Origin of the sequence: Vagococcus sp., assembly GCF_036639995.1 — a bacterium.
Taxonomy (GTDB): Bacteria; Bacillota; Bacilli; order Lactobacillales; family Vagococcaceae; genus Vagococcus.
Genome location: NZ_JAVWHO010000030.1, coordinates 1 through 19,543 on the forward strand (window position 1 = coordinate 1; position 19,543 = coordinate 19,543).

Here is a 19,543-nt window from a genome sequence, read left to right on the forward strand (position 1 = left end):
AAAACGCCCTACACATTTGGTTTGTCTTACTTTGTTCAGTTTTCAAAGATCTATTTCTCGTTGCCGTAACAACTTTTTAATAATAACAAACATATTTCAGCTTGTCAACAAGTTTTTTCGTTTTTTTCGTTTGTGTTTCAATGTTACAAACTTGTTTCGATCAACCTCAAAAATAATAACATAACTTCTAAAAGGTTGTCAACAAATATTTCAAAAAACTTTTTTATCTGTTTTTTTCAAAACAGCAATGAAAATAATATACTACTTTTTTAAAAAATTGTAAACATCTTTTTAAAAATATTTTTTATTCATAAAGTTTTGGTACAATACAACTGTAACTATATATACGGAGGTATAAAAAAATGAAAATACTAATTGTGGATGATGACAAAGAGATTGTAGAGTTACTTAATATATATATAAAAAATGAGGGATATGATGTTGTTAAGGCTTATGACGGTGTAGAGGCACTAAAAAAAATAGCAACACACCCTGATATTGATTTGATGATTTTAGATATTATGATGCCTAAAATGGACGGTATGGAAGTTGTTAAAGAACTACGTAAAAACTCACAAATTCCTATCATTATGTTAACTGCCAAAACTACTGATATGGATAAAATCCAAGGTCTAATTGCTGGTGCAGATGACTATGTCACAAAACCTTTTAACCCATTAGAAATTATGGCTCGTGTCAAATCATTACTTAGACGAACAAACATGCAGCTTCAATCAGATATGCTTGATGTGCTTGAAATCGGCCCTTTATTTATAAGGAAGGATTCCCATGAAGTAACAACAGATAAAAATGTTAGCATCCAATTAACTGCTTTAGAATTTGGCATACTTTATCTTTTAGCTAGTCATCCGAACCGAGTATTCAGTGCAGATGAAATATTTGAACGTGTTTGGCAACAAGAGAGTTTAGTTTCTGCTAAGACTGTTATGGTACACGTTAGTCACCTACGAGATAAAATAGAAGAGGCTACGAATGGCGAAAAAGTCATTCAAACAGTTTGGGGTGTTGGCTATAAAATTGAAAGATAGACAAAAAAAATATACTCGAATTGAATTAACGTCTAAAGAAAAAAGTGAGCTATTTATAGAAGGAATTGTCACAGTAATCTTATTGATTCTATTAAATCTTGCCAGTTATATGCTGATTGTGCAGATTGCTCAGTCGAGTTTATCTATTCAAAATCTAATAACAAATATTATGCCTTCCATTTACGATACATTTTATAATCCAAACTTTCTTGCTTGGAAGAAACCTATTTTCTTTCTATTAGGGATTATTGATATTGCTATTCTTTATTGGCGGTTAATTCGTCGTTACAAACAAATGCAGCAACGTCATATTATTAGTGAGCTTCATTACATTTCTAATGGCCATTATGATCATCGGATTCCATTTGATTTAAATGGTGACCTTGGAAAACTTATCCAAAGTATTAATGCTTTAGTAGATAGTACTGTTGAAGCAATTGACGAAGAAAGACGTATTGAACAATCCAAAGACGAATTAATTACAAATGTTAGTCATGATATCAGAACACCTCTTACATCAATTATTGGTTATCTTGGTCTAATAGAAGAAAGAAAATTTTCATCTGAAGAAGAGTTACTAAAGTATACCCATACAGCTTACATGAAGGCTAGACAAATGAAAGTTTTAGTCGATGATTTATTTGAATATACTAAAGTTCGCCAGTCTAATACCCCTCTATCTATTATGAATTTTGATATGCAGCAGCTTATAGGACAAGTTGTCGTCGACTTTGAATTGGAAGCGTCTAAAAAGAATGTTACGGTTGATTTTGAAGCAACGCCTCCATCTTTAATGATGGAAGGTGATACAGAAAAACTAGTTCGCGTTTTTGACAACCTCTTATCTAATGCATTAAAATATGGTGTTGGTGGTAAAAAAATTATCATTCATTCAGAAAAAATTGGCTCAGAAGCCGTTATTACTGTTAAAAATGATGGGAAAGAAATACCTAAAGAATCTTTAGATCTTCTTTTTGATCGATTTTACCGAGTAGAAGAATCCCGTTCGCAACAAACAGGTGGCACTGGTTTAGGTTTAGCAATTGCTCAAAGTATCATTACTTTACACAACGGGTATATATATGCTACTTCTGAAAGCCAATGGACATCCTTTGTTATTCATTTACCAATAAAATCATTACAGGTATAAAAAGGAGCCGAACAATTTGCTTCGGCCTCTTTTTTTGCTACGTATTAACTAAGTTATTTCGATTTATTAAGAGAGGATTATTTTTATGAAACAAGCAAAACATCGACTCAATCATGTCATACTCATAATTACTATGTTCATGTTATTTCCTATCAAGGTGCTTTCTGCAGAAGATAATTTTAGTGTTCCAGCAAGCGCTGCTTTTGCTGTAGATTTTAATACTGGGAAAGTACTCTATAATCAAAATGCTGATGAACCACTTGGTATTGCCTCTATGACTAAATTAATAACAGCTTATATTGTTTATGAAGAAGTTGAAAAAGGTAATATTGCATGGACTGACACGGTTCCTATAAGTGATAAATTAAAAAAAATGAGTAAAGACCCTGATCTTTCAAACGTTCCTATTGAAGATGATCAAGTATACACTGTAAAAGATGCTCTTGACGCTTCCATCATATCTTCAGCAAACTCACTTACATCAGCTCTTGCTGAATACATCTCTGGAACAGAAATTAAATTTGTCGATCGTATGTATGAGCAATTAAAAAGTTGGGGTATTACCGATGCTTACTTAGTAACAGCTTCTGGATTAGGCAATGAGGATATGGGGAAAGATATTTATCCTGGATCAGGTAAAAAAGATGAGAACAAATTAAGCGCTCGAAGTATGGCAATTGTCGCTCAACATCTAATCAGCGATTACCCTGAAGTACTTGATATCTCATCTCAGCCAAGCACAACTATATTAAAAGATGAAGAAGTAGAAATCTGGAATTCAAACGATATGCTCCCTGGATTTGATTATTACACAGAAGGTGTTGATGGTCTAAAAACAGGAACAACTCCATTAGCTGGAGCTTGCTTTGTTGGAACAATCTCTCGTGATAACCAAAGAATTATCACCGTTGTTATGGATGTTGAAGAAGAATATAATCGATTTCAAGTAACTGCTGATTTAATGAATTATACTCTAGATAATTGGACTTATAAAACTATTTTAAAAAAAGGCGATCTTTCCAGTCAAAAAACTCTTCCAACTCATTACGGGAAACAAAAAGATGTAGATATTATTTTAGCTGAAGATTTATCTGTATGGACTAAAAATGATAATAAAAACATCAAACTCTTCTTTGAAACAGATAAAAAACAATTAACTAAAAAAGAACAAGTTGCAGCTCCTAAAGAAAAAGGCTATATTGTTGGAAAAGAGTATGCTTTTAATGCAGACGATAAGTTAGGATATTTAACAAAAGAAGATGAGAAACACGATGTTGTTGATGTCGTACTAAAAACAAATTTAGAAAAAGCTAATATTTTTGTTCGCTTTTGGAATTATATTACTCAACGTTAATACTTGAAAGTATTAACGTTTTTCATTTATTTTTCACATTTCTATGTTAAAGTATCTTAGATATAAATTAATCAAAAAGGTAGGTATCTTCATGAACTACTCCAAGGAAACTAACAGTTTACTTAGAAAAAGATTACGAAAACAAAAACGAAAAACATTTATTTTATTTATATTCGGTTTATTAATTGGAACTTCTGCTACTTATGCCGTTTATTACTGGTATCCTATTTTAAAAAAAGAATTTGATTTACCAGAACTTAGACAAATTACCAAAACAACAGCAAGTTCAAAAAGCATAAAACCAGAAACATCTGAAACAAGTTTAAAAGAGACAACAACATCTTCTACAGTTAAAGAAAATAGCAACGCTTTTAGTCCTAGGATAAATGTAACTGATTTTAAAAAAGAACCAGCAATCTACGAAACTTTAACTCAAAATATTAACCAAGTAATTAATCAACAAAACGTGTCAGGAACTATTCTCGCAGTTAAAAACAATCAGGTTATCTTATTCAACAATTACGGAAAAGCTCTAGACACTTCTAACGATCCACTAAATAGCGCTTATATGATTGGTTCAGTACAAAAATTAGTAACTTCTTTTATGTTAATGACACTTATCGACAAACACGAAATTTCTTTGGATACTCCTCTTTCAGATTATTACCCTGATATTCCAAACAGCAAAGAAATAACTATTGATCAAATGCTATCAATGACATCTGGATTAACCTTATCCAAAAAACTTGATAATAGTAAATCCATTGAAGAGAGTGTTACATATGTTAAAAACAATGTCACTTATATCCCTCAAACAAAATGGAATTACTCAGATGTTAACTTCTTTTTGCTTGCAACTATTATTGAAAAAATAACAGGGAAATCGTACGAAGACTACTTTAACGAGACATTAAAAGAACCTTTTGACCTAAATCACACAGGATTTTACAATGATGTTTCTAATCAAACTCATCTCATGCCTTCGTATAAATTTGATAGTGAAGGGAAAATTATTGAAACACCCATTAAAATACCGACATATAAATACATCAATGAACTTGGAACTGGAAATATGTATGTATCTGCACCAGATTTACTTACCATGATCCAAGCTATAGCTGATGGAAAACTAGTATCAAATAACACCATAAAAGAAACCTTAAAAAAGAAGCCTGTTTCTTATACTAATATTTATAAAGCTGGTTTATACGATAAAAAGACTTTTTACAGAACTCGTGGCGCTTTTGGTGGTTATGAAACAAACCTTATATTTAGCAAAGATACTAGTGATGTTATTTTGTTTTTAGGTAATAGTTATGAAAAAGATAAAACTAATCTCCACCTAACTGAAGAGATTTTTAAATTAATTACTAATTATTCACCTGAGAAAGAAGCCAATATGGAGGTTAATGAATGACATCAATTATAAAAAAAATAAAACATCTTTCAACTAAGGAACCCAAAACCCTTGAACAAATGGCTTTAAAATTATCTGAAGAATCAGGAGAAGTCTCGCAAGCTGTTTTAAGTTATACTAATGCAAGCGGGAATAAGTATAAAAAACTTGATTCAGCTAACCTTAAACAAGAATGCATCGATACCATTCTCGTTGCCACAGCTCTTTATTACAAATTAGAAAACAGTAACGATGAGGAATTTCTAGAAATCCTTCAAGAAAAAATGAACAAATGGGAACAACATATCAACAACTAATTTGACAGATTAAAAAAAACTAGCTATACTCTATCTAATAAATGAACAAATGAAAGATTAGTACTTATTGACATTGTTTTAGAGAGTTGACGTTTGGTGAAAGTCAATACAAATAAATAAGGAATCCACTTTCTAATAAGTATATAGCGAAAACACAAATGATTAAGCTATGTCGGTTACAAGCCGTTATCTTGTTTAACGAAGGCACATTTTGTGCAAATCTGGGTGGTACCGCGAAATTCAACCTTTCGCCCCAAAAAGAATGAGATTTTCTTTTTGGGGTGGAAGGTTTTTTTATTTATTTAAATTTAAGGAGGAAGATTTATGTTAGATGTAAAATTTATGCGCCAAAATATCGATGTAGTAAAAGAAAAATTGTTAACCCGTGGTGTCAACGAAGACATATTAAATGAGTTCATGACTCTAGACAAAGAAAGACGTGAACATTTAGTTCAAGTAGAAACACTGAAAAAAACCAAAAATGATGTCTCTCAAGAAATTTCTCAACTTAAACGTAACAAAGAAGATGCTGATGGAAAAATTGTAGAAATGAAAGAACTTGGAGATAAAATTAAAGTTTTAGATGAGCAAGTTCGTGAGATTGATGAAAAATTACAAGCTATCTCTCACACATTGCCGAACCTACCTCATGAAGATGTTCCCGTTGGCGCAGATGAAGAAGATAATATTGAAGTCAGACGTTGGGAAACACCAAAAGAATTTAATTTTGAACCTAAGCCACATTGGGAAATTGCAGAAAACCTTGATATTCTAGATTTTGAACGTGGTGCTAAAGTTTCTGGTAGTCGTTTCCTTTTCTATAAAGGATTAGGAGCAAGATTAGAACGTGCCATTTACAACTTAATGTTAGACACACATGTCTATGAGCACGGCTATACTGAGATGATTCCACCATACATTGTCAATGCCGACTCTATGTTTGGTACAGGACAGTTCCCTAAATTTAAAGAGGATGTCTTCCAACTAGAAAATAGTAACTACACATTAATTCCAACTGCTGAAGTACCATTAACAAACTATTACCGTGATGAAATTTTAACTCAAGAACAATTACCTGTTTACTTTACGGCACTTAGTCCTTCATTCCGTTCTGAAGCAGGAAGTGCGGGACGTGACACTAGAGGGTTAATTCGTTTACATCAATTTAATAAAGTAGAGATGGTTAAATTAAGCAAGCCTGAAACATCTTATGATGAATTAGAAAAAATGACAAATAATGCTGAAAGTATTTTACAAAAGTTAAACTTACCATACCGAGTAATTACACTTTGTACTGGAGACATGGGCTTTTCTGCTGCCAAAACGTATGACATTGAAGTATGGATTCCAGCTCAAGATACTTATCGTGAAATCAGCTCATGTTCTAACTGCGAAAACTTCCAAGCAAGACGAGCAAAAATTCGTTACCGTAATGACGAAGGAAAAACAGATTTTGTTCATACTTTAAACGGATCTGGCTTGGCTGTTGGGCGTACGGTAGCCGCTATTTTAGAAAACTACCAAAATGAAGATGGTAGCGTGACTATTCCTGAAGTTCTTGTTCCTTATATGGGTGGTCAAACAAAAATTACTAAATAAAAAAAAGTCATTTCCAGTTTTATACTTGGAAATGACTTTTTTACCTTCTTTATTGATTATGATTCAATTGAATAGTTTGGTGCTTCTTTTGTAATTTGAACATCATGAGGATGTGACTCGCGTAAACCAGCCCCACTCATTTGAACAAATTGAGCATTGTCACGTAACTCTTTTAAGTTACCTGCACCAACATAGCCCATTCCAGCACGTAAACCACCTAACATTTGGAAAACAATGTCTTGTGCTGTTCCTTTATAGGCTACACGACCTTCAATACCCTCAGGTACTAATTTATTAGCTTCATTCACTGAACTTTGGAAATAACGATCACTCGAGCCTTTTTCCATTGCACCAAGAGATCCCATTCCGCGGTATGTTTTAAAGCGACGACCTTGATAAATTTCAAATTCACCTGGTGATTCGTCTGTTCCTGCTAACATTGAACCAAGCATCACTACATGTCCACCTGCTGCTAAAGCTTTAACAATATCACCAGAATATTTAATGCCACCATCAGCAATAATGGCCTTGCCATATTCACGAGCAACACTTGCTGCATCATAAATTGCTGTTAATTGGGGTACCCCAACACCTGCAACAACACGTGTTGTACAAATTGAACCTGGACCGATCCCTACCTTTACTACGTCCACTCCTACATCATATAGAGCTCGTGTAGCATCTGCTGTTGCAACATTTCCAGCAATTAATGTCACATTTGGAAATGTTTCACGAATTTCTTTAATTTTACGAATAACACCTGCACTATGACCGTGGGCTGTATCAATAATTAATGCATCAACTCCTGCTTTAACAAGAGCTTCAGAACGTTCAAATGTATCGCTTGTTACACCAACTGCAGCAGCAGCTAGTAAACGACCATGTTCATCTTTAGCAGCATTGGGAAATTCAATTACTTTCTCAATATCCTTGATTGTAATTAAACCACTCAAACGGCCCTCACTATCAACAATCGGTAATTTTTCAATTTTGTGTTGTTGTAATATTTTTTCTGCATCTTTTAGAGATGTACCAACTGGCGCTGTTACTAAATCTTCTTTAGTCATTACACCACTAATTAATTGATCATAATCATCAATAAAACGCATGTCACGGTTCGTTAAAATACCTACCAATTTTCTATTTTCTAACGTTTCAACAATCGGCACACCACTAATACGATATTTTGACATTAACTTTTCTGCTTCTGCCACTAAATTTTCTGGTGTTAAGAAGAAGGGATCAATAATAACGCCACTTTCAGAGCGCTTTACCTTTTTCACTTCATCAGCTTGTTGTTCAATTGACATATTTTTATGGACAACTCCTAGTCCACCTTGTCTTGCCATTGCGATAGCCATCTTACTGTCAGTAACAGTATCCATACTAGCACTCATAATCGGTATATTTAGTTTTAAATTGGGCGCAAGTTCAACTGATAAATCCACATCATTTGGTAACACGTGGCTTTCAGCTGGAATTAATAAGACGTCGTCAAAAGTAAAACCTTTTTTTGAAAATTTTGTTTCCCAATTTGTCATTAGAAAATAGCACTCCCTTAATTTTATTTTACTTACAAACTTACCAAAAAAAAGTGGTTTCGTCAATTTATTGATTGAATTAAAAAAAAAATCTAATCAAGTCATTGATTAGATTTAATAATTATTTAACGTCGAGCAAACATAACGCTTTGGAATTTGAATTTTTTCTTCAACCATTGGCGAAGTCCAAGACCTGCTGCACCTAGTGCAATCGTTAAGATTGGATCAAGTGTTGGATTTACAGTTGGTGGTAAGAAACTAGCCAACGTAAATACTAAGAACCAAGGAATAAAACTCAACAACATTATCGCTGACATTTTAATTAAGCCTGGGCGCTTGCTTTGATCTGCTCCTGGTTGATCGTAAACATAAATAAAACGATAAATAAGATAGAATGAAAATGCCCCTGAAATTGATCCAAAGATAATGGATGTGATTCCTTGTGTTGCTTGTCCTGGTTTAGAAAACATAGCAAACATTGATACCATAACGGATAAAATAGCAAATAATAGTAAGAAGTTATCTAGCATAATTTTACCAAAAGTCATCTCTGGCATCGGTTCTGGTGCATTAATAATACTGTCAGCAGCTTCTGTTGGTGTTCCATAAAGTTGTTTTGCTGTGATTCCTGTTTTTTGGCCTTCAACTAAAGCAGATAACATATTATTTAATTCTCTGACTTTTTTTTCTTCTGTTAAATCGCTTGTTTCGATAATTTTATTGATATCAAAAATAAATTGGTCGTTCTTTTTCGTTAACTGAGTCATTAGTTCACGATTTTGAGCAACTCTTTGCTGTAATTCTTCTCTTGTTTCTTCCAATTGTCTCACCTTTATTTTCTATTTTTAAACGTTAAATCTAAATAACATAACGTCGCCATCTTTTACAACATATTCTTTACCTTCTAAACGAACACGTCCTGCCTCTTTGGCAGCACCCATGTTTCCATACTCTTTTAAATCTTCATAAGAAACAGTCTCTGCACGAATAAAACCACGTTCAAAATCAGTATGAATAACGCCTGCACATTCTGGTGCTTTCATACCATTTTTAAATGTCCACGCTCTAACTTCTTGCTCACCAGCCGTAAAGTAAGTTGCTAATCCCAATAAATAATAAGCAGCACGGATTAATTTATCCAAACCTGATTCATCAATACCTAACGCTTCCAAGAAATCAGCCTTATCTTCATCATCTAATTCTGCAATTTCTTCTTCTGCACGAGCACAAACAGCGATTACTTCAGCATTTTCTGTTTCTGCAAAATCTTTTACTTGTTGGACGTATTCATTTCCTTCAACATCTGCTACCTCATCTTCAGCAACATTTGCTACATAAAGAACAGGTTTAGTCGTTAATAAAAATAAACCTTTAACAATTGGTAATTCATCATCAGAAAATTCAATTGATCTTGCTGATTTTCCCGCTTCTAATACTGGTTTTATTTTTTCTAAAACAGATAGTTCTGCTACAGCTTCTTTATCTTTTGTTTTAGCAATTTTAGCTACACGAGAATGGCGTTTATCAACCGACTCTAAATCTGCTAAAATAAGCTCTAAATTAATAATTTCAATATCCTCTAAAGGTGCCACACGACCTTCAACATGTGTTATGTTATCATCATCAAAACAACGAACAACATGACAAATTGCATCAACTTGGCGAATGTTACTCAAGAATTTATTTCCTAATCCTTCTCCTTTACTTGCACCTTTTACAATTCCTGCAATATCTGTAAATTCAAACGTTGCGGGAACTGTTTTTTTCGGTTTAACTAATTTAGTTAATTCATTTAAACGTTCGTCTGGTACTTCTACCATACCAACATTTGGATCAATTGTTGCAAAGGGATAGTTTGCCGCTTCTGCTCCTGCTTTTGTAATTGCATTAAATAATGTTGATTTACCAACATTTGGTAAACCCACGATTCCTGCTGTTAATGCCATCTAATGATCACTCTTTCTTTTAATTTTCTTGTTTTTTCTCTAATGTTTTTTTCATTTTTTTATCAAATTCTCGCCTAGGCATCATCACAATATGCTGGCAATTGATACATTTTATTTTAATATCCATGCCCATTCGTACAATTTCCCAACGGTTTGTTTGACAAGCATGAGGTTTCTTCATTTCAACAATATCGCCTAATTCATACATGGAGATACCTTCCTTTACTTTTAAAAATCTCATACAACACAAGCTATATATTAACACAAAATAAGTCTTGTTTGCGTGATTAATTATAAATAGTTACAACAAATATTCAAGAAAACAGAAGTATCCCTTCCAAGATATAATAATCTTTTCAGAGATACTTTCTTTAATTATCTGAATCAAATTGAATATCTAATATATCTAAAATACGAGTTAAATCAGCTTGAGATAAATATTCGATTTCAATTTTCCCCTTACCCTCTTTTTCTTGAATTGCTACGCTTGTACCAAATTTATCCATCAAACGATCTTCACTTGCACGAATATAATATGGTTTAGCTTGTACTTTTTTCTTTGCTTTTTTCAAAGGAGGTATCTGTGCATCATTCATTTCAGAAACTATTTGTTCTAATTGACGAACCGTTAATCCTTCTTTTAAAACTCGATTAGCTAGTGGAATAATCTCGTCTACATTTTTCAAAGCAAGCAATGTTCTTGCTTGTCCCATAGATAAAGATTCTTTCTGAACTAAATCCTTCACCACCTGAGGTAATGTTAGTAGTCTCAAGTAGTTAGCAATATATGGACGGCTTTTTCCTAATTGTTCTGCTAATTCAACTTGTGTTAACTTTAAGTTCTTCATTAACATTTCATAAGCTTCTGCTTCTTCCATTGGACTCAAATCTTCTCGTTGCAGGTTTTCTAGCACAGCAATTTGCATCATACGAGCTTCATCAAATTCTCTAACAATCCCAGGAACGGTCTCTTTTCCTGCTAATTTTGATGCACGAAAACGTCTTTCACCAGCAATAATTTCATACCCTTTAATGGTTGATTTTCTAACAATAATCGGTTGAAAAACACCTGATTGTTTGATTGATTCAGCCAACTCAGCTAACGCATGTTCGTCAAATGTTTTTCTTGGCTGATAAGGATTTGGGCGCAAGTCAGACAATGGGATTTCTGTAACTGTTTCTTTTTTTATATCTACTTCTTCAATGTCATTAAAATCTTTAAATAGAGCATCGATTCCTCTACCTAATCCTTTATTTGTTTTGCTCACGGTTCATCACTTCCTTTGCTAATGCATGATAAAATTCTGCACCTTTTGATTTTGGATCATAATCAATAATTGATTGACCATGACTTGGTGCCTCAGATAATCTGACATTTCTTGGAATAATAGTGTCATAAACACGTTCTCTAAAATATTTTCTAACTTCTTCTACTACTTCAGAACCTAAATTAGTTCTTGCATCATACATCGTTAAAAGAACTCCTTCAATACGCAGCTCAGGATTAAAGTGTTTTTGAACCAAGCGAATAGTATTTAACAATTGGCTTAGCCCTTCCAGAGCATAATACTCGCATTGAACTGGAATCAATATTGAGTCACTTGCTGAAAAAGAATTGATTGTCAAATGTCCTAACGAAGGCGGACAGTCAATTAAAATATAATCATAATCATTTTTAACGTCTTGTAAAGCTGATTTTAAACGAGATTCTCTAGCCATCATAGACGTTAATTCAATTTCAGCACCTGATAATTGAATTGTCGCTGGAGCAATTTCTAGATTTTCGCGAGTTGTTTGTTGAATGACTTCTTTAATTGGCACCTCATTAACTAGTACATCGTAAATATCTTGTGTGACATCTGACTTTTTAATGCCGATTCCGCTTGTCGCGTTTCCTTGAGCATCCATATCAACAAGCAATACTTTTTTGCCTGAAAAAGCTAAACATGCTCCCAAATTAACGGTAGTTGTTGTTTTACCAACACCACCTTTTTGATTTGCAACTGATATAACCCGTGCCATTCTCGCATCCTCCAATATGTTTCTCATAGATTTTTCGTGCGTTCACTCATTATTAAATAAGTGGCTTTTTATTAGGTATCCCCGCTTTTCTTGGGTACTTATTTGGTGTTTCTTTCTTTTTATCAATGACTACAATATAGCGTTTGTCTTCACTAAAAGGTAATGATACTTCTATTTCTTCTGATAATTTACCTCCCAGTGTAGCAATTGCTTTTTTACTTTCTAAAACCTCTTCTTCGCTCTTAGCAGCTTTAAGAGCTAAGAATTTACCATTCATTTTAACAAGTGGTATACATAACTCAGACAAAACATTTAATCTAGCAACAGCTCTTGCTGTCACAAAATCATAAGACTCTCTGTGCGTTTTATTTTGCCCAAAGTCTTCTGCTCTTTCGTGGTATAAATTCACATTTTCTAAATGTAACTCATCACATAATAATGATAGAAATTTAATTCTTTTATTCAAAGAATCAACAATTGATATGTTTAAATTAGGATAAACAATTTTCATTGGTATACTAGGAAATCCCGCTCCGGATCCTACATCACATAATGAATAATTTTCTTTACTTAAATCGAATGTTGTCGCTAAAGTAATAGAATCATAAAAATGTTTTAAATAAACCTCTTCCAATTCAGTAATTGCAGTTAAATTTATTTTTTGATTCCATTCGACCAGTAATTCATAATATTTTTGAAATTGGTTCATTTGTTCATCTGATAAGTTAATACCTATTTTGGCTAATTCTTCTCTAAATACATCTGGTTTCATGAATTCTCTCCTTATTGTGAAACAAAATTGTTTCACAGATAACTCTACTCTAACGCAAATAAAGTAAAAATTCAATGCTTATCCTCTAATCAATAAGAAAAAACTTACAACGTTGGCTGTAAGTTTTTCCCTCTATTTCTTTATAAAAATTGGTAGCTCTTTTTTCTTGTAATAATCTGTTTCATACTCAGCTCTTAATTTGTCCCCTAACAAACTATTCAGTACAGATGCACCCAAAATTCCCACAGTAAAAGCAACAGGAACATAGTAACGTTTCTTTTGATACCATTTAGCCATCATAAGACCTCCCAAGCATTCATTTCCTTCATTTTAGCACGAACATTCTCATAAGGTCTAAAGATAACCTTAATTTTTCAAAATGTTTCACATGAAACATTTTAAATCACTAATTATCATCTTTAAAAATTGGGATTTATTACTAATAATTTCAAAAGTATCTCTGTGTATAAAAAAACAACGAGATTTAGTTCTCGTTGCTCTCTCTTTTCGCTATTTTACCTTGTTCGATATAAACCATTAAGATACTAATATCTGCTGGATTCACACCACTAATTCGGCTTGCTTGCGCAATAGTTTCAGGTCTAATTTTTTCTAACTTTTGAACGGCTTCTGTTGCTAAGCTGTTAACTTTTGTGTAATCAATATTTGCTGGAATTTTTTTGGCTTCCATGCGTTTTAATTTTTCTACTTTATCGTTTGCTTTTTTTATGTAACCTTCATATTTCACTTGAATTTCTACTTGCTCATATACATAACGAGGTACCTCTAAAGGTTCAATAAATTGAGCTACTTCTAAATACGAAATTTCAGGCCGTTTTAGAAAATCTATCGCCAATATACCATCTTTTAAAGTTGCTGTATTTTTAGTTTCTAAAAACGCTTGAATTTCAGGTGTCGGTTTTAAACGGATTTTTGATAATCGGGTCATCTCTGCCTCAATCATCGCTTTTTTCTCTTGATATTCTAGATATCTATTCTCATGAATCAACCCAATCTCACGCCCCATTTCCGTTAAACGTAGATCTGCATTATCATGACGGAGTAACAGTCGATACTCTGCTCGTGATGTCAATAAACGATACGGCTCATTCGTTCCTTTTGTAACTAAGTCATCAATTAAAACACCAATATAAGCATCACTTCTTTTTAAAATAAGCGGTTCTTTTCCTTGTATCTTTAATGACGCATTGATGCCAGCCATTAAACCTTGGCATGCTGCTTCTTCATAACCAGACGTTCCATTTGTTTGTCCTGCTGTATAAAGTCCTGATATTTTCATTGTTTCTAGCGTTGGGCGTAATTGATGAGGTACAACCACATCATACTCAATAGCGTACCCACTACGCATAATTTCCGCATTTTCAAGACCTTCAATACTTCTAATCATATCATGTTGGACATCTTCTGGTAAGGATGTTGACAAACCTTGGACATAAACTTCCTCTGTTTTAGCGCCTTCTGGTTCTAAAAAGATTTGATGCCTTGGTTTGTCACTAAAACGGACCACTTTATCTTCAATCGACGGGCAATACCTTGCACCCACACCTTCCACAATACCAGTAAACATTGGTGCACGGTGTAGATTTTCCCGAATCACTTCATGGGTATCAAGATTTGTATATGTCAACCAACAAGGTAATTGTTCTTGATTATATGCCTCATCTTTTGTTTCAAAACTAAAATGATTAGGTTGTTTATCACCTGGCTGAATTTCTGTTACATCATAATTAATTGAACTTGATTTTACACGTGGTGGCGTTCCCGTTTTAAACCGATCAATTTCTAAACCTAATTCCTTTAAATTATCGGCTAAAGCATTGGCTGGCAGTGAATTATTAGGACCTGATGAATATTTTAAATCACCAATAATAATTTCACCTCTAAGTGCTGTTCCTGCCGTAATAATAACTGATTTACTGAAAAATTTTGTCCCTGTGCTTATTTCAACACCTTGAACTACGTCATCTTCAACAATTAATTTTTCAACAATTCCTTGTCTTAAATCAAGGTTCTCTGTTTCTTCTAACGTTTTCTTTAATTCGGTTTGATAGGCAAATTTATCAGCTTGGGCGCGCAATGCACGAACAGCTGGACCTTTCCCTGTATTTAACATTCTCATTTGAATGTACGTTTTATCAATATTTCTTCCCATTTCACCACCAAGAGCGTCAATCTCACGAACAACAACTCCTTTAGCGGGACCACCGATAGAAGGGTTACATGGCATAAAGCCAATAATATCTAAGTTAAGTGTGACAAGTAATGTTTTCATACCCATTCTTGCTGCAGCTAGTGACGCTTCTGATCCAGCATGACCGCCACCAACAACAATCACATCGTATTGATTTATATTTTCCATATTTTTATCCCCTTTATTATTTCCCTAAACAAAACTGACTAAATAATTGTGTAATCAACTCATCTTGAACACTATCACCAATAATTTCACCTAATAAATCCCATGATCTTGTCATATCTATTTGAAGTAAATCGACAGGCATACCTGCCTCTATTCCATTTAATACTTCATCAAGTGCCATATTGGCCTGCTCAAGTAGCGCAATGTGACGTGAGTTCGAGATATAAGTCGCATCTTTTTCTTTACCAGCATTTGAAAAGAACGTATCTTTAATAGCTTGCTCTAAATGATCAATTCCTTCACTTGAAGTCACCGAAATATTCAGAACTGTTTCCTCATTAATCCATTGACTTAATTCATCTAGATTTAATTCTGCTTCTAAATCTGTTTTATTAAGAAGGATAATACGATTCAATCCGCTTGTTAATTCTAATAATTCTAAGTCCATCGCTGTTAAACTTTCACTCTGATTTAAAACAAGTAAAATTAAATCCGCTTCATTTAACGCTTTACGGCTTCTTTCAACACCAATCTTTTCAACAATGTCTTCTGTTTCTCTAATACCTGCTGTATCGATTAGTTTTAAGGGTACACCACGAACATTGACATACTCTTCAATAACATCACGTGTTGTTCCAGCAATTTCTGTAACAATAGCTTTATCTTCTTGCAGTAAATAGTTTAAAAGGCTAGATTTACCAACATTAGGACGACCAATAATTGCTGTTGACAAACCTTCTCGTAAAATCTTTCCTTGTCTAGCAGTTAAAAGTAGATGATCAATCGATTCTTTCACTTGCTCAGCTTTGTCTTTCATTAATTGAGAAGTCATTTCTTCCACATCATCATACTCTGGATAGTCAATATTCACTTCCACTTGAGCCAGTGCTTGTAGAATGTGCTGTCTTAACTCTTTAATTAATATCGATAATTTTCCATCTAACTGATTTAATGCTAACTTCATTGACTCATCTGTTTTTGCTTGAATCAAATCCATCACAGCTTCTGCCTGGGATAAATCCATTCGACCATTTAAGAAAGCTCTTTTGGTAAATTCTCCCGGTTCAGCTAATCTTGCACCTTGTCTCAATAACAATTGTAAGACTTGATTAGCAACCACCATTCCACCATGACAATTAATTTCTACTATATTTTCTCTAGTAAAAGTTTTTGGTGCTAACATGACTGAAAACATCACTTCATCAAGAACTTGTTTTGTTTCTGGATCCATAACATGACCATAATGAATCGTATGACTTGGAACATCATATAACCTTTTTTTATGATATGCGCTCACCTTATCAGCAATGGCAACAGCATCATCTCCACTTAGTCGAACAATACTAATCGCCCCTTCACCAGGCGGTGTTGAAATGGCTGCAATTGTATCGAATTCACTTGTTATATTCATTTAAATCGATCCTTTCTATAAAAATGCATATAAAAAAGCGCTTACTCCACCCTTTTTATTCATCACAAAAAAGGCAGAGACGCACTTTGACTGCTATCTCGTATTCATATTCTCTAGAAATAATAGCATAAACTTAACTTTTTGACAATTTTATTAACTATATCTTTAGTAAATTAATTTACCTTCAGCAACATATCCACATGTGGAATACTATCTTCTAGATAAACATCAGAAATAGGATCAAATCCAAACGTTTTATAAAAATCTAGTAAATAATGCTGAGCAGATATTTTTATTTCTTTACCTGGAAAATTAATTTTTATCTCGTTTAATGTTTCTTCTACTAATTGACTACCGAGTTTTTTTGCTCGATATTCTTTGACAATTAGAACACGTCCAAAAGTAACATAATTATCACACTCAATAATTCTTGTGTAACCAACTAATACTTCATTTTCCTTTAGTTGTAGATGTAGCGCATCTTCATCAGCTTTATCCACCTCTTGATAAGGACAATTTTGCTCGACAACAAAAACTTTGACTCGTTCCTCAATAATAGTCAATAATTCTTTTGTAGACATTTCTGTTATTTTTTTTACTTCTACTTTCATCCCTTATTCCTCTCTAGTAAAAAATACCCACGAAACGGGTTTAATTGTTCGTTTCATGAGTATTCATTTTATTACATCATATCAGGTGATTGAATTCCTAATAGACGAAGACCTTCTTTAATGACAACTGAAACAGAATAAACAAGATTTAATCTTGCTTCTTTTTCAATATCTTCTGCTAAAATTTTATGTTTTGAATAATATTTATTGAATTTTTGCGCTAAATCTAATAAATATTTAGCCATAACTGACGGTTCATACTTTTGATAAGCTTCTTTTATTTTATTTGGAAAATTATCTAAAGCTTTGATGACTTCCCAAGATTCATTGTCTGTCAGGCTTCCTACAGCTTTTGAATTCTCTTGGTTCCAATTAGCTTTAGTTAAGATACTAACACATCTAGAACGCGTATATTGAACGTATGGGCCTGTCTCTCCTTCAAACTGAATCAATTCATCTAAATTAAAATCAAAACTGTTCATACGATCGTTTTTAAGATCGTGGAAGATAATTGCGCCAACGCCTACTTGATGAGCTACTTCATCTTTATTTTCTAATGTTGGATTTTTCTCTTCAATTTGTTTTTTTGTTGAACTAATCGCTTCATTCAAGACTTCTTCTAAAAGAATGACATTTCCTTTTCTTGTTGATAATTTTTTACCACCTGAAGTAATTAGACCAAAAGGAACGTGTTTGATGTTATCAGACCAGTCATGCCCCATTTCTTTTAAAACAGCCTTTAATTGTTTAAAGTGGATAGATTGCTCATTACCAACTACATATAGAGCTTCCGCAAAATTATAATTATCAATACGGTAATTAGCTGCTGCTAAATCTCTTGTCATATAAAGAGTAGCACCATCTGATTTTCTAATTAACGCTGGGTTTAAGTCATATTTTTCTAAAGAAACAATATCCGCACCTTGATCAGAAACTAATAAATTTTTATCTTCTAATTCTTTAATAACTGGTTCCATTTTATCGTTGAAAAATGCTTCACCATTATATGAGTCAAAAGTAACACCTAACATATCGTATACTTTTTGGAATTCACTTAGAGATTCTCCTCTAAACCAAGTCCATAAACGAACAGCTTCAGGGTCATCTTCTTCTAATTTTCTAAACCACGCACGACCTTCATCTTCTAAAGTAGGGTCATTTTCTGCCTCTTCATGGAATTGAACGTAAAGTTTTAATAATTCAGAAATTGGATTTTCACGAACAGCTTCTTCGCTGCCCCATTTTTTAAAGGCAACAATCAATTTACCAAATTGAGTTCCCCAATCTCCTAAATAGTTAATTTTGATTGGATTATAACCTATCTTTTTAGATAGTTCTGCTAATGAATTACCTATCACAGTTGATCTTAGATGTCCCATTGACATTGGTTTTGCAATATTAGGTGAAGACATATCAATCGGAATATTGTTTTTCTTACCAATAGTATCTTCTCCGTAATGTTCTTTTTCAGAAATAATAGTTGTTAAAACTTCTTGACTAACCACTTCTTTTTTTAAAAAGAAATTGATATAGCCACCCACAGCTACAATATTATCATAATGTGATTGTTCTAATTTTCCAATTAATTCCTCTGCTATCATATTTGGTGCTTTACGATATACTTTAGCCAATGAAAAAGTTGGGAAAGCATAATCCCCATGTACACTCATTTTAGGAACTTCCAAAAAGTTATAAATCTCTTCAAAACTTAATACATCACCTATTGCCTGTTGTAAATCCTCTACAATTTGTTTTTTATAATCCATAATATTTCTCCTTTCAATTTAAAAAAATCAATAAAAAAAGCCTCTATTACTACTTGAATATAGTAATAAGAGACGAACTGTTTAATCCGCGGTACCACTCTTGTTGTTGGTAATACCAACCACTTTAAGTATTTATTTAAATGTCTAAAAGTAGCCGCGTTTCCTCTTAAGTATTGTCCTGGCTCTCACTATCCCAAAATCGCTAAATCAATAGTATTCCTAAAAGTAC

At 33.2% G+C, this 19,543-nt stretch carries 18 protein-coding genes and 1 other annotated feature; of the genes, 6 read left to right on the top strand and 12 right to left on the bottom strand.

Annotation, left to right across the window (positions count from 1 at the left end):
• Positions 1–362 precede the first annotated feature (362 nt).
• The 6 genes from RR554_RS08260 to serS all read left to right on the top strand — a co-directional run bounded on the left by RR554_RS08260 (position 363) and on the right by serS (position 6,865).
• Positions 363–1,049 carry a response regulator transcription factor gene (locus RR554_RS08260; RefSeq protein ID WP_332467794.1) on the top strand — a complete coding sequence of 229 codons (687 nt, stop codon included), beginning with the start codon at positions 363–365 and terminating at the stop codon, positions 1,047–1,049.
• On the top strand, positions 994–2,199 hold the full coding sequence (locus RR554_RS08265) for a sensor histidine kinase (RefSeq protein WP_332467795.1): 1,206 nt from the start codon (positions 994–996) through the stop codon (positions 2,197–2,199). The genes RR554_RS08260 and RR554_RS08265 overlap by 56 nt, the downstream gene beginning before the upstream one ends.
• 85 nt (positions 2,200–2,284) lie before the next feature.
• Positions 2,285–3,553 (top strand): serine hydrolase, encoded by a 1,269-nt coding sequence (locus tag RR554_RS08270; RefSeq protein ID WP_332467796.1) that lies wholly within the window; start codon positions 2,285–2,287, stop codon positions 3,551–3,553.
• A 91-nt stretch (positions 3,554–3,644) separates the two neighbouring features.
• Positions 3,645–4,970, top strand: a complete 1,326-nt coding sequence (locus tag RR554_RS08275) for a serine hydrolase domain-containing protein (protein ID WP_332467797.1) — start codon at positions 3,645–3,647, stop codon at positions 4,968–4,970.
• Positions 4,967–5,266, top strand: coding sequence for a MazG-like family protein (locus RR554_RS08280; protein WP_332467798.1), 300 nt, complete (start codon positions 4,967–4,969; stop codon positions 5,264–5,266). The genes RR554_RS08275 and RR554_RS08280 overlap by 4 nt, the downstream gene beginning before the upstream one ends.
• Before the next feature lie 43 nt (positions 5,267–5,309).
• Positions 5,310–5,525, top strand: a binding site (T-box leader).
• Positions 5,526–5,590: 65 nt separating this feature from the next.
• Entirely contained in the window at positions 5,591–6,865 is a 1,275-nt protein-coding gene (gene serS / locus RR554_RS08285; protein ID WP_332467799.1) for a serine--tRNA ligase, read from the top strand.
• 56 nt (positions 6,866–6,921) lie between these two features.
• On the opposite strand, the gene guaB is transcribed toward serS, so the two are convergent.
• The 12 genes from guaB to argS form a co-directional block, all read right to left on the bottom strand.
• Positions 6,922–8,406, bottom strand: coding sequence for an IMP dehydrogenase (guaB, locus tag RR554_RS08290; protein WP_332467800.1), 1,485 nt, complete (start codon positions 8,404–8,406; stop codon positions 6,922–6,924).
• A 125-nt stretch (positions 8,407–8,531) separates the two neighbouring features.
• Entirely contained in the window at positions 8,532–9,227 is a 696-nt protein-coding gene (locus tag RR554_RS08295; RefSeq protein WP_332467801.1) for a DUF1129 domain-containing protein, read from the bottom strand.
• A 24-nt stretch (positions 9,228–9,251) separates the two neighbouring features.
• The gene (gene ychF / locus RR554_RS08300; RefSeq protein ID WP_332467802.1) at positions 9,252–10,352 is read right to left on the bottom strand and encodes a redox-regulated ATPase YchF; all 1,101 of its coding nucleotides are present in this window, start codon (positions 10,350–10,352) and stop codon (positions 9,252–9,254) included.
• 19 nt (positions 10,353–10,371) lie between these two features.
• The gene (locus tag RR554_RS08305; RefSeq protein ID WP_332467803.1) at positions 10,372–10,560 is read right to left on the bottom strand and encodes a DUF951 domain-containing protein; all 189 of its coding nucleotides are present in this window, start codon (positions 10,558–10,560) and stop codon (positions 10,372–10,374) included.
• A 163-nt stretch (positions 10,561–10,723) separates the two neighbouring features.
• Positions 10,724–11,620 (bottom strand): ParB/RepB/Spo0J family partition protein, encoded by an 897-nt coding sequence (locus RR554_RS08310; protein ID WP_332467804.1) that lies wholly within the window; start codon positions 11,618–11,620, stop codon positions 10,724–10,726.
• A complete protein-coding gene (locus tag RR554_RS08315) occupies positions 11,604–12,374 on the bottom strand; it encodes a ParA family protein (RefSeq protein ID WP_332467805.1) in 771 nt (256 codons plus the stop codon). The genes RR554_RS08310 and RR554_RS08315 overlap by 17 nt, the downstream gene beginning before the upstream one ends.
• A gap of 52 nt (positions 12,375–12,426) precedes the next feature.
• Positions 12,427–13,146, bottom strand: a complete 720-nt coding sequence (gene rsmG, locus RR554_RS08320; RefSeq protein ID WP_332467806.1) for a 16S rRNA (guanine(527)-N(7))-methyltransferase RsmG — start codon at positions 13,144–13,146, stop codon at positions 12,427–12,429.
• A gap of 132 nt (positions 13,147–13,278) precedes the next feature.
• Entirely contained in the window at positions 13,279–13,443 is a 165-nt protein-coding gene (locus RR554_RS08325) for a hypothetical protein (protein ID WP_332467807.1), read from the bottom strand.
• A 187-nt stretch (positions 13,444–13,630) separates the two neighbouring features.
• Positions 13,631–15,526: a tRNA uridine-5-carboxymethylaminomethyl(34) synthesis enzyme MnmG gene (gene mnmG, locus RR554_RS08330; protein WP_332467808.1), complete on the bottom strand. Its 1,896-nt coding sequence runs from the start codon at positions 15,524–15,526 to the stop codon at positions 13,631–13,633.
• Between the two features lie 16 nt (positions 15,527–15,542).
• Positions 15,543–16,937 carry a tRNA uridine-5-carboxymethylaminomethyl(34) synthesis GTPase MnmE gene (gene mnmE / locus RR554_RS08335; protein WP_332467809.1) on the bottom strand — a complete coding sequence of 465 codons (1,395 nt, stop codon included), beginning with the start codon at positions 16,935–16,937 and terminating at the stop codon, positions 15,543–15,545.
• A 173-nt stretch (positions 16,938–17,110) separates the two neighbouring features.
• Positions 17,111–17,548: a GNAT family N-acetyltransferase gene (locus tag RR554_RS08340; RefSeq protein WP_332467810.1), complete on the bottom strand. Its 438-nt coding sequence runs from the start codon at positions 17,546–17,548 to the stop codon at positions 17,111–17,113.
• 71 nt (positions 17,549–17,619) lie between these two features.
• Positions 17,620–19,314 (bottom strand): arginine--tRNA ligase, encoded by a 1,695-nt coding sequence (gene argS, locus RR554_RS08345; protein ID WP_332467811.1) that lies wholly within the window; start codon positions 19,312–19,314, stop codon positions 17,620–17,622.
• Positions 19,315–19,543 lie beyond the last annotated feature (229 nt).

Coding starts and splice junctions, on each gene's coding strand:
- RR554_RS08260 (WP_332467794.1), top strand. CDS start 363: ATGAAAATACTAATTGTGGATGATGACAAAGAGATTGTAGAGTTACTT.
- RR554_RS08265 (WP_332467795.1), top strand. CDS start 994: ATGGCGAAAAAGTCATTCAAACAGTTTGGGGTGTTGGCTATAAAATTG.
- RR554_RS08270 (WP_332467796.1), top strand. CDS start 2,285: ATGAAACAAGCAAAACATCGACTCAATCATGTCATACTCATAATTACT.
- RR554_RS08275 (WP_332467797.1), top strand. CDS start 3,645: ATGAACTACTCCAAGGAAACTAACAGTTTACTTAGAAAAAGATTACGA.
- RR554_RS08280 (WP_332467798.1), top strand. CDS start 4,967: ATGACATCAATTATAAAAAAAATAAAACATCTTTCAACTAAGGAACCC.
- serS (WP_332467799.1), top strand. CDS start 5,591: ATGTTAGATGTAAAATTTATGCGCCAAAATATCGATGTAGTAAAAGAA.
- guaB (WP_332467800.1), bottom strand. CDS start 8,406: ATGACAAATTGGGAAACAAAATTTTCAAAAAAAGGTTTTACTTTTGAC.
- ychF (WP_332467802.1), bottom strand. CDS start 10,352: ATGGCATTAACAGCAGGAATCGTGGGTTTACCAAATGTTGGTAAATCA.
- RR554_RS08305 (WP_332467803.1), bottom strand. CDS start 10,560: ATGTATGAATTAGGCGATATTGTTGAAATGAAGAAACCTCATGCTTGT.
- RR554_RS08315 (WP_332467805.1), bottom strand. CDS start 12,374: ATGGCACGGGTTATATCAGTTGCAAATCAAAAAGGTGGTGTTGGTAAA.
- rsmG (WP_332467806.1), bottom strand. CDS start 13,146: ATGAAACCAGATGTATTTAGAGAAGAATTAGCCAAAATAGGTATTAAC.
- RR554_RS08325 (WP_332467807.1), bottom strand. CDS start 13,443: ATGGCTAAATGGTATCAAAAGAAACGTTACTATGTTCCTGTTGCTTTT.
- mnmG (WP_332467808.1), bottom strand. CDS start 15,526: ATGGAAAATATAAATCAATACGATGTGATTGTTGTTGGTGGCGGTCAT.
- mnmE (WP_332467809.1), bottom strand. CDS start 16,937: ATGAATATAACAAGTGAATTCGATACAATTGCAGCCATTTCAACACCG.
- RR554_RS08340 (WP_332467810.1), bottom strand. CDS start 17,548: ATGAAAGTAGAAGTAAAAAAAATAACAGAAATGTCTACAAAAGAATTA.
- argS (WP_332467811.1), bottom strand. CDS start 19,314: ATGGATTATAAAAAACAAATTGTAGAGGATTTACAACAGGCAATAGGT.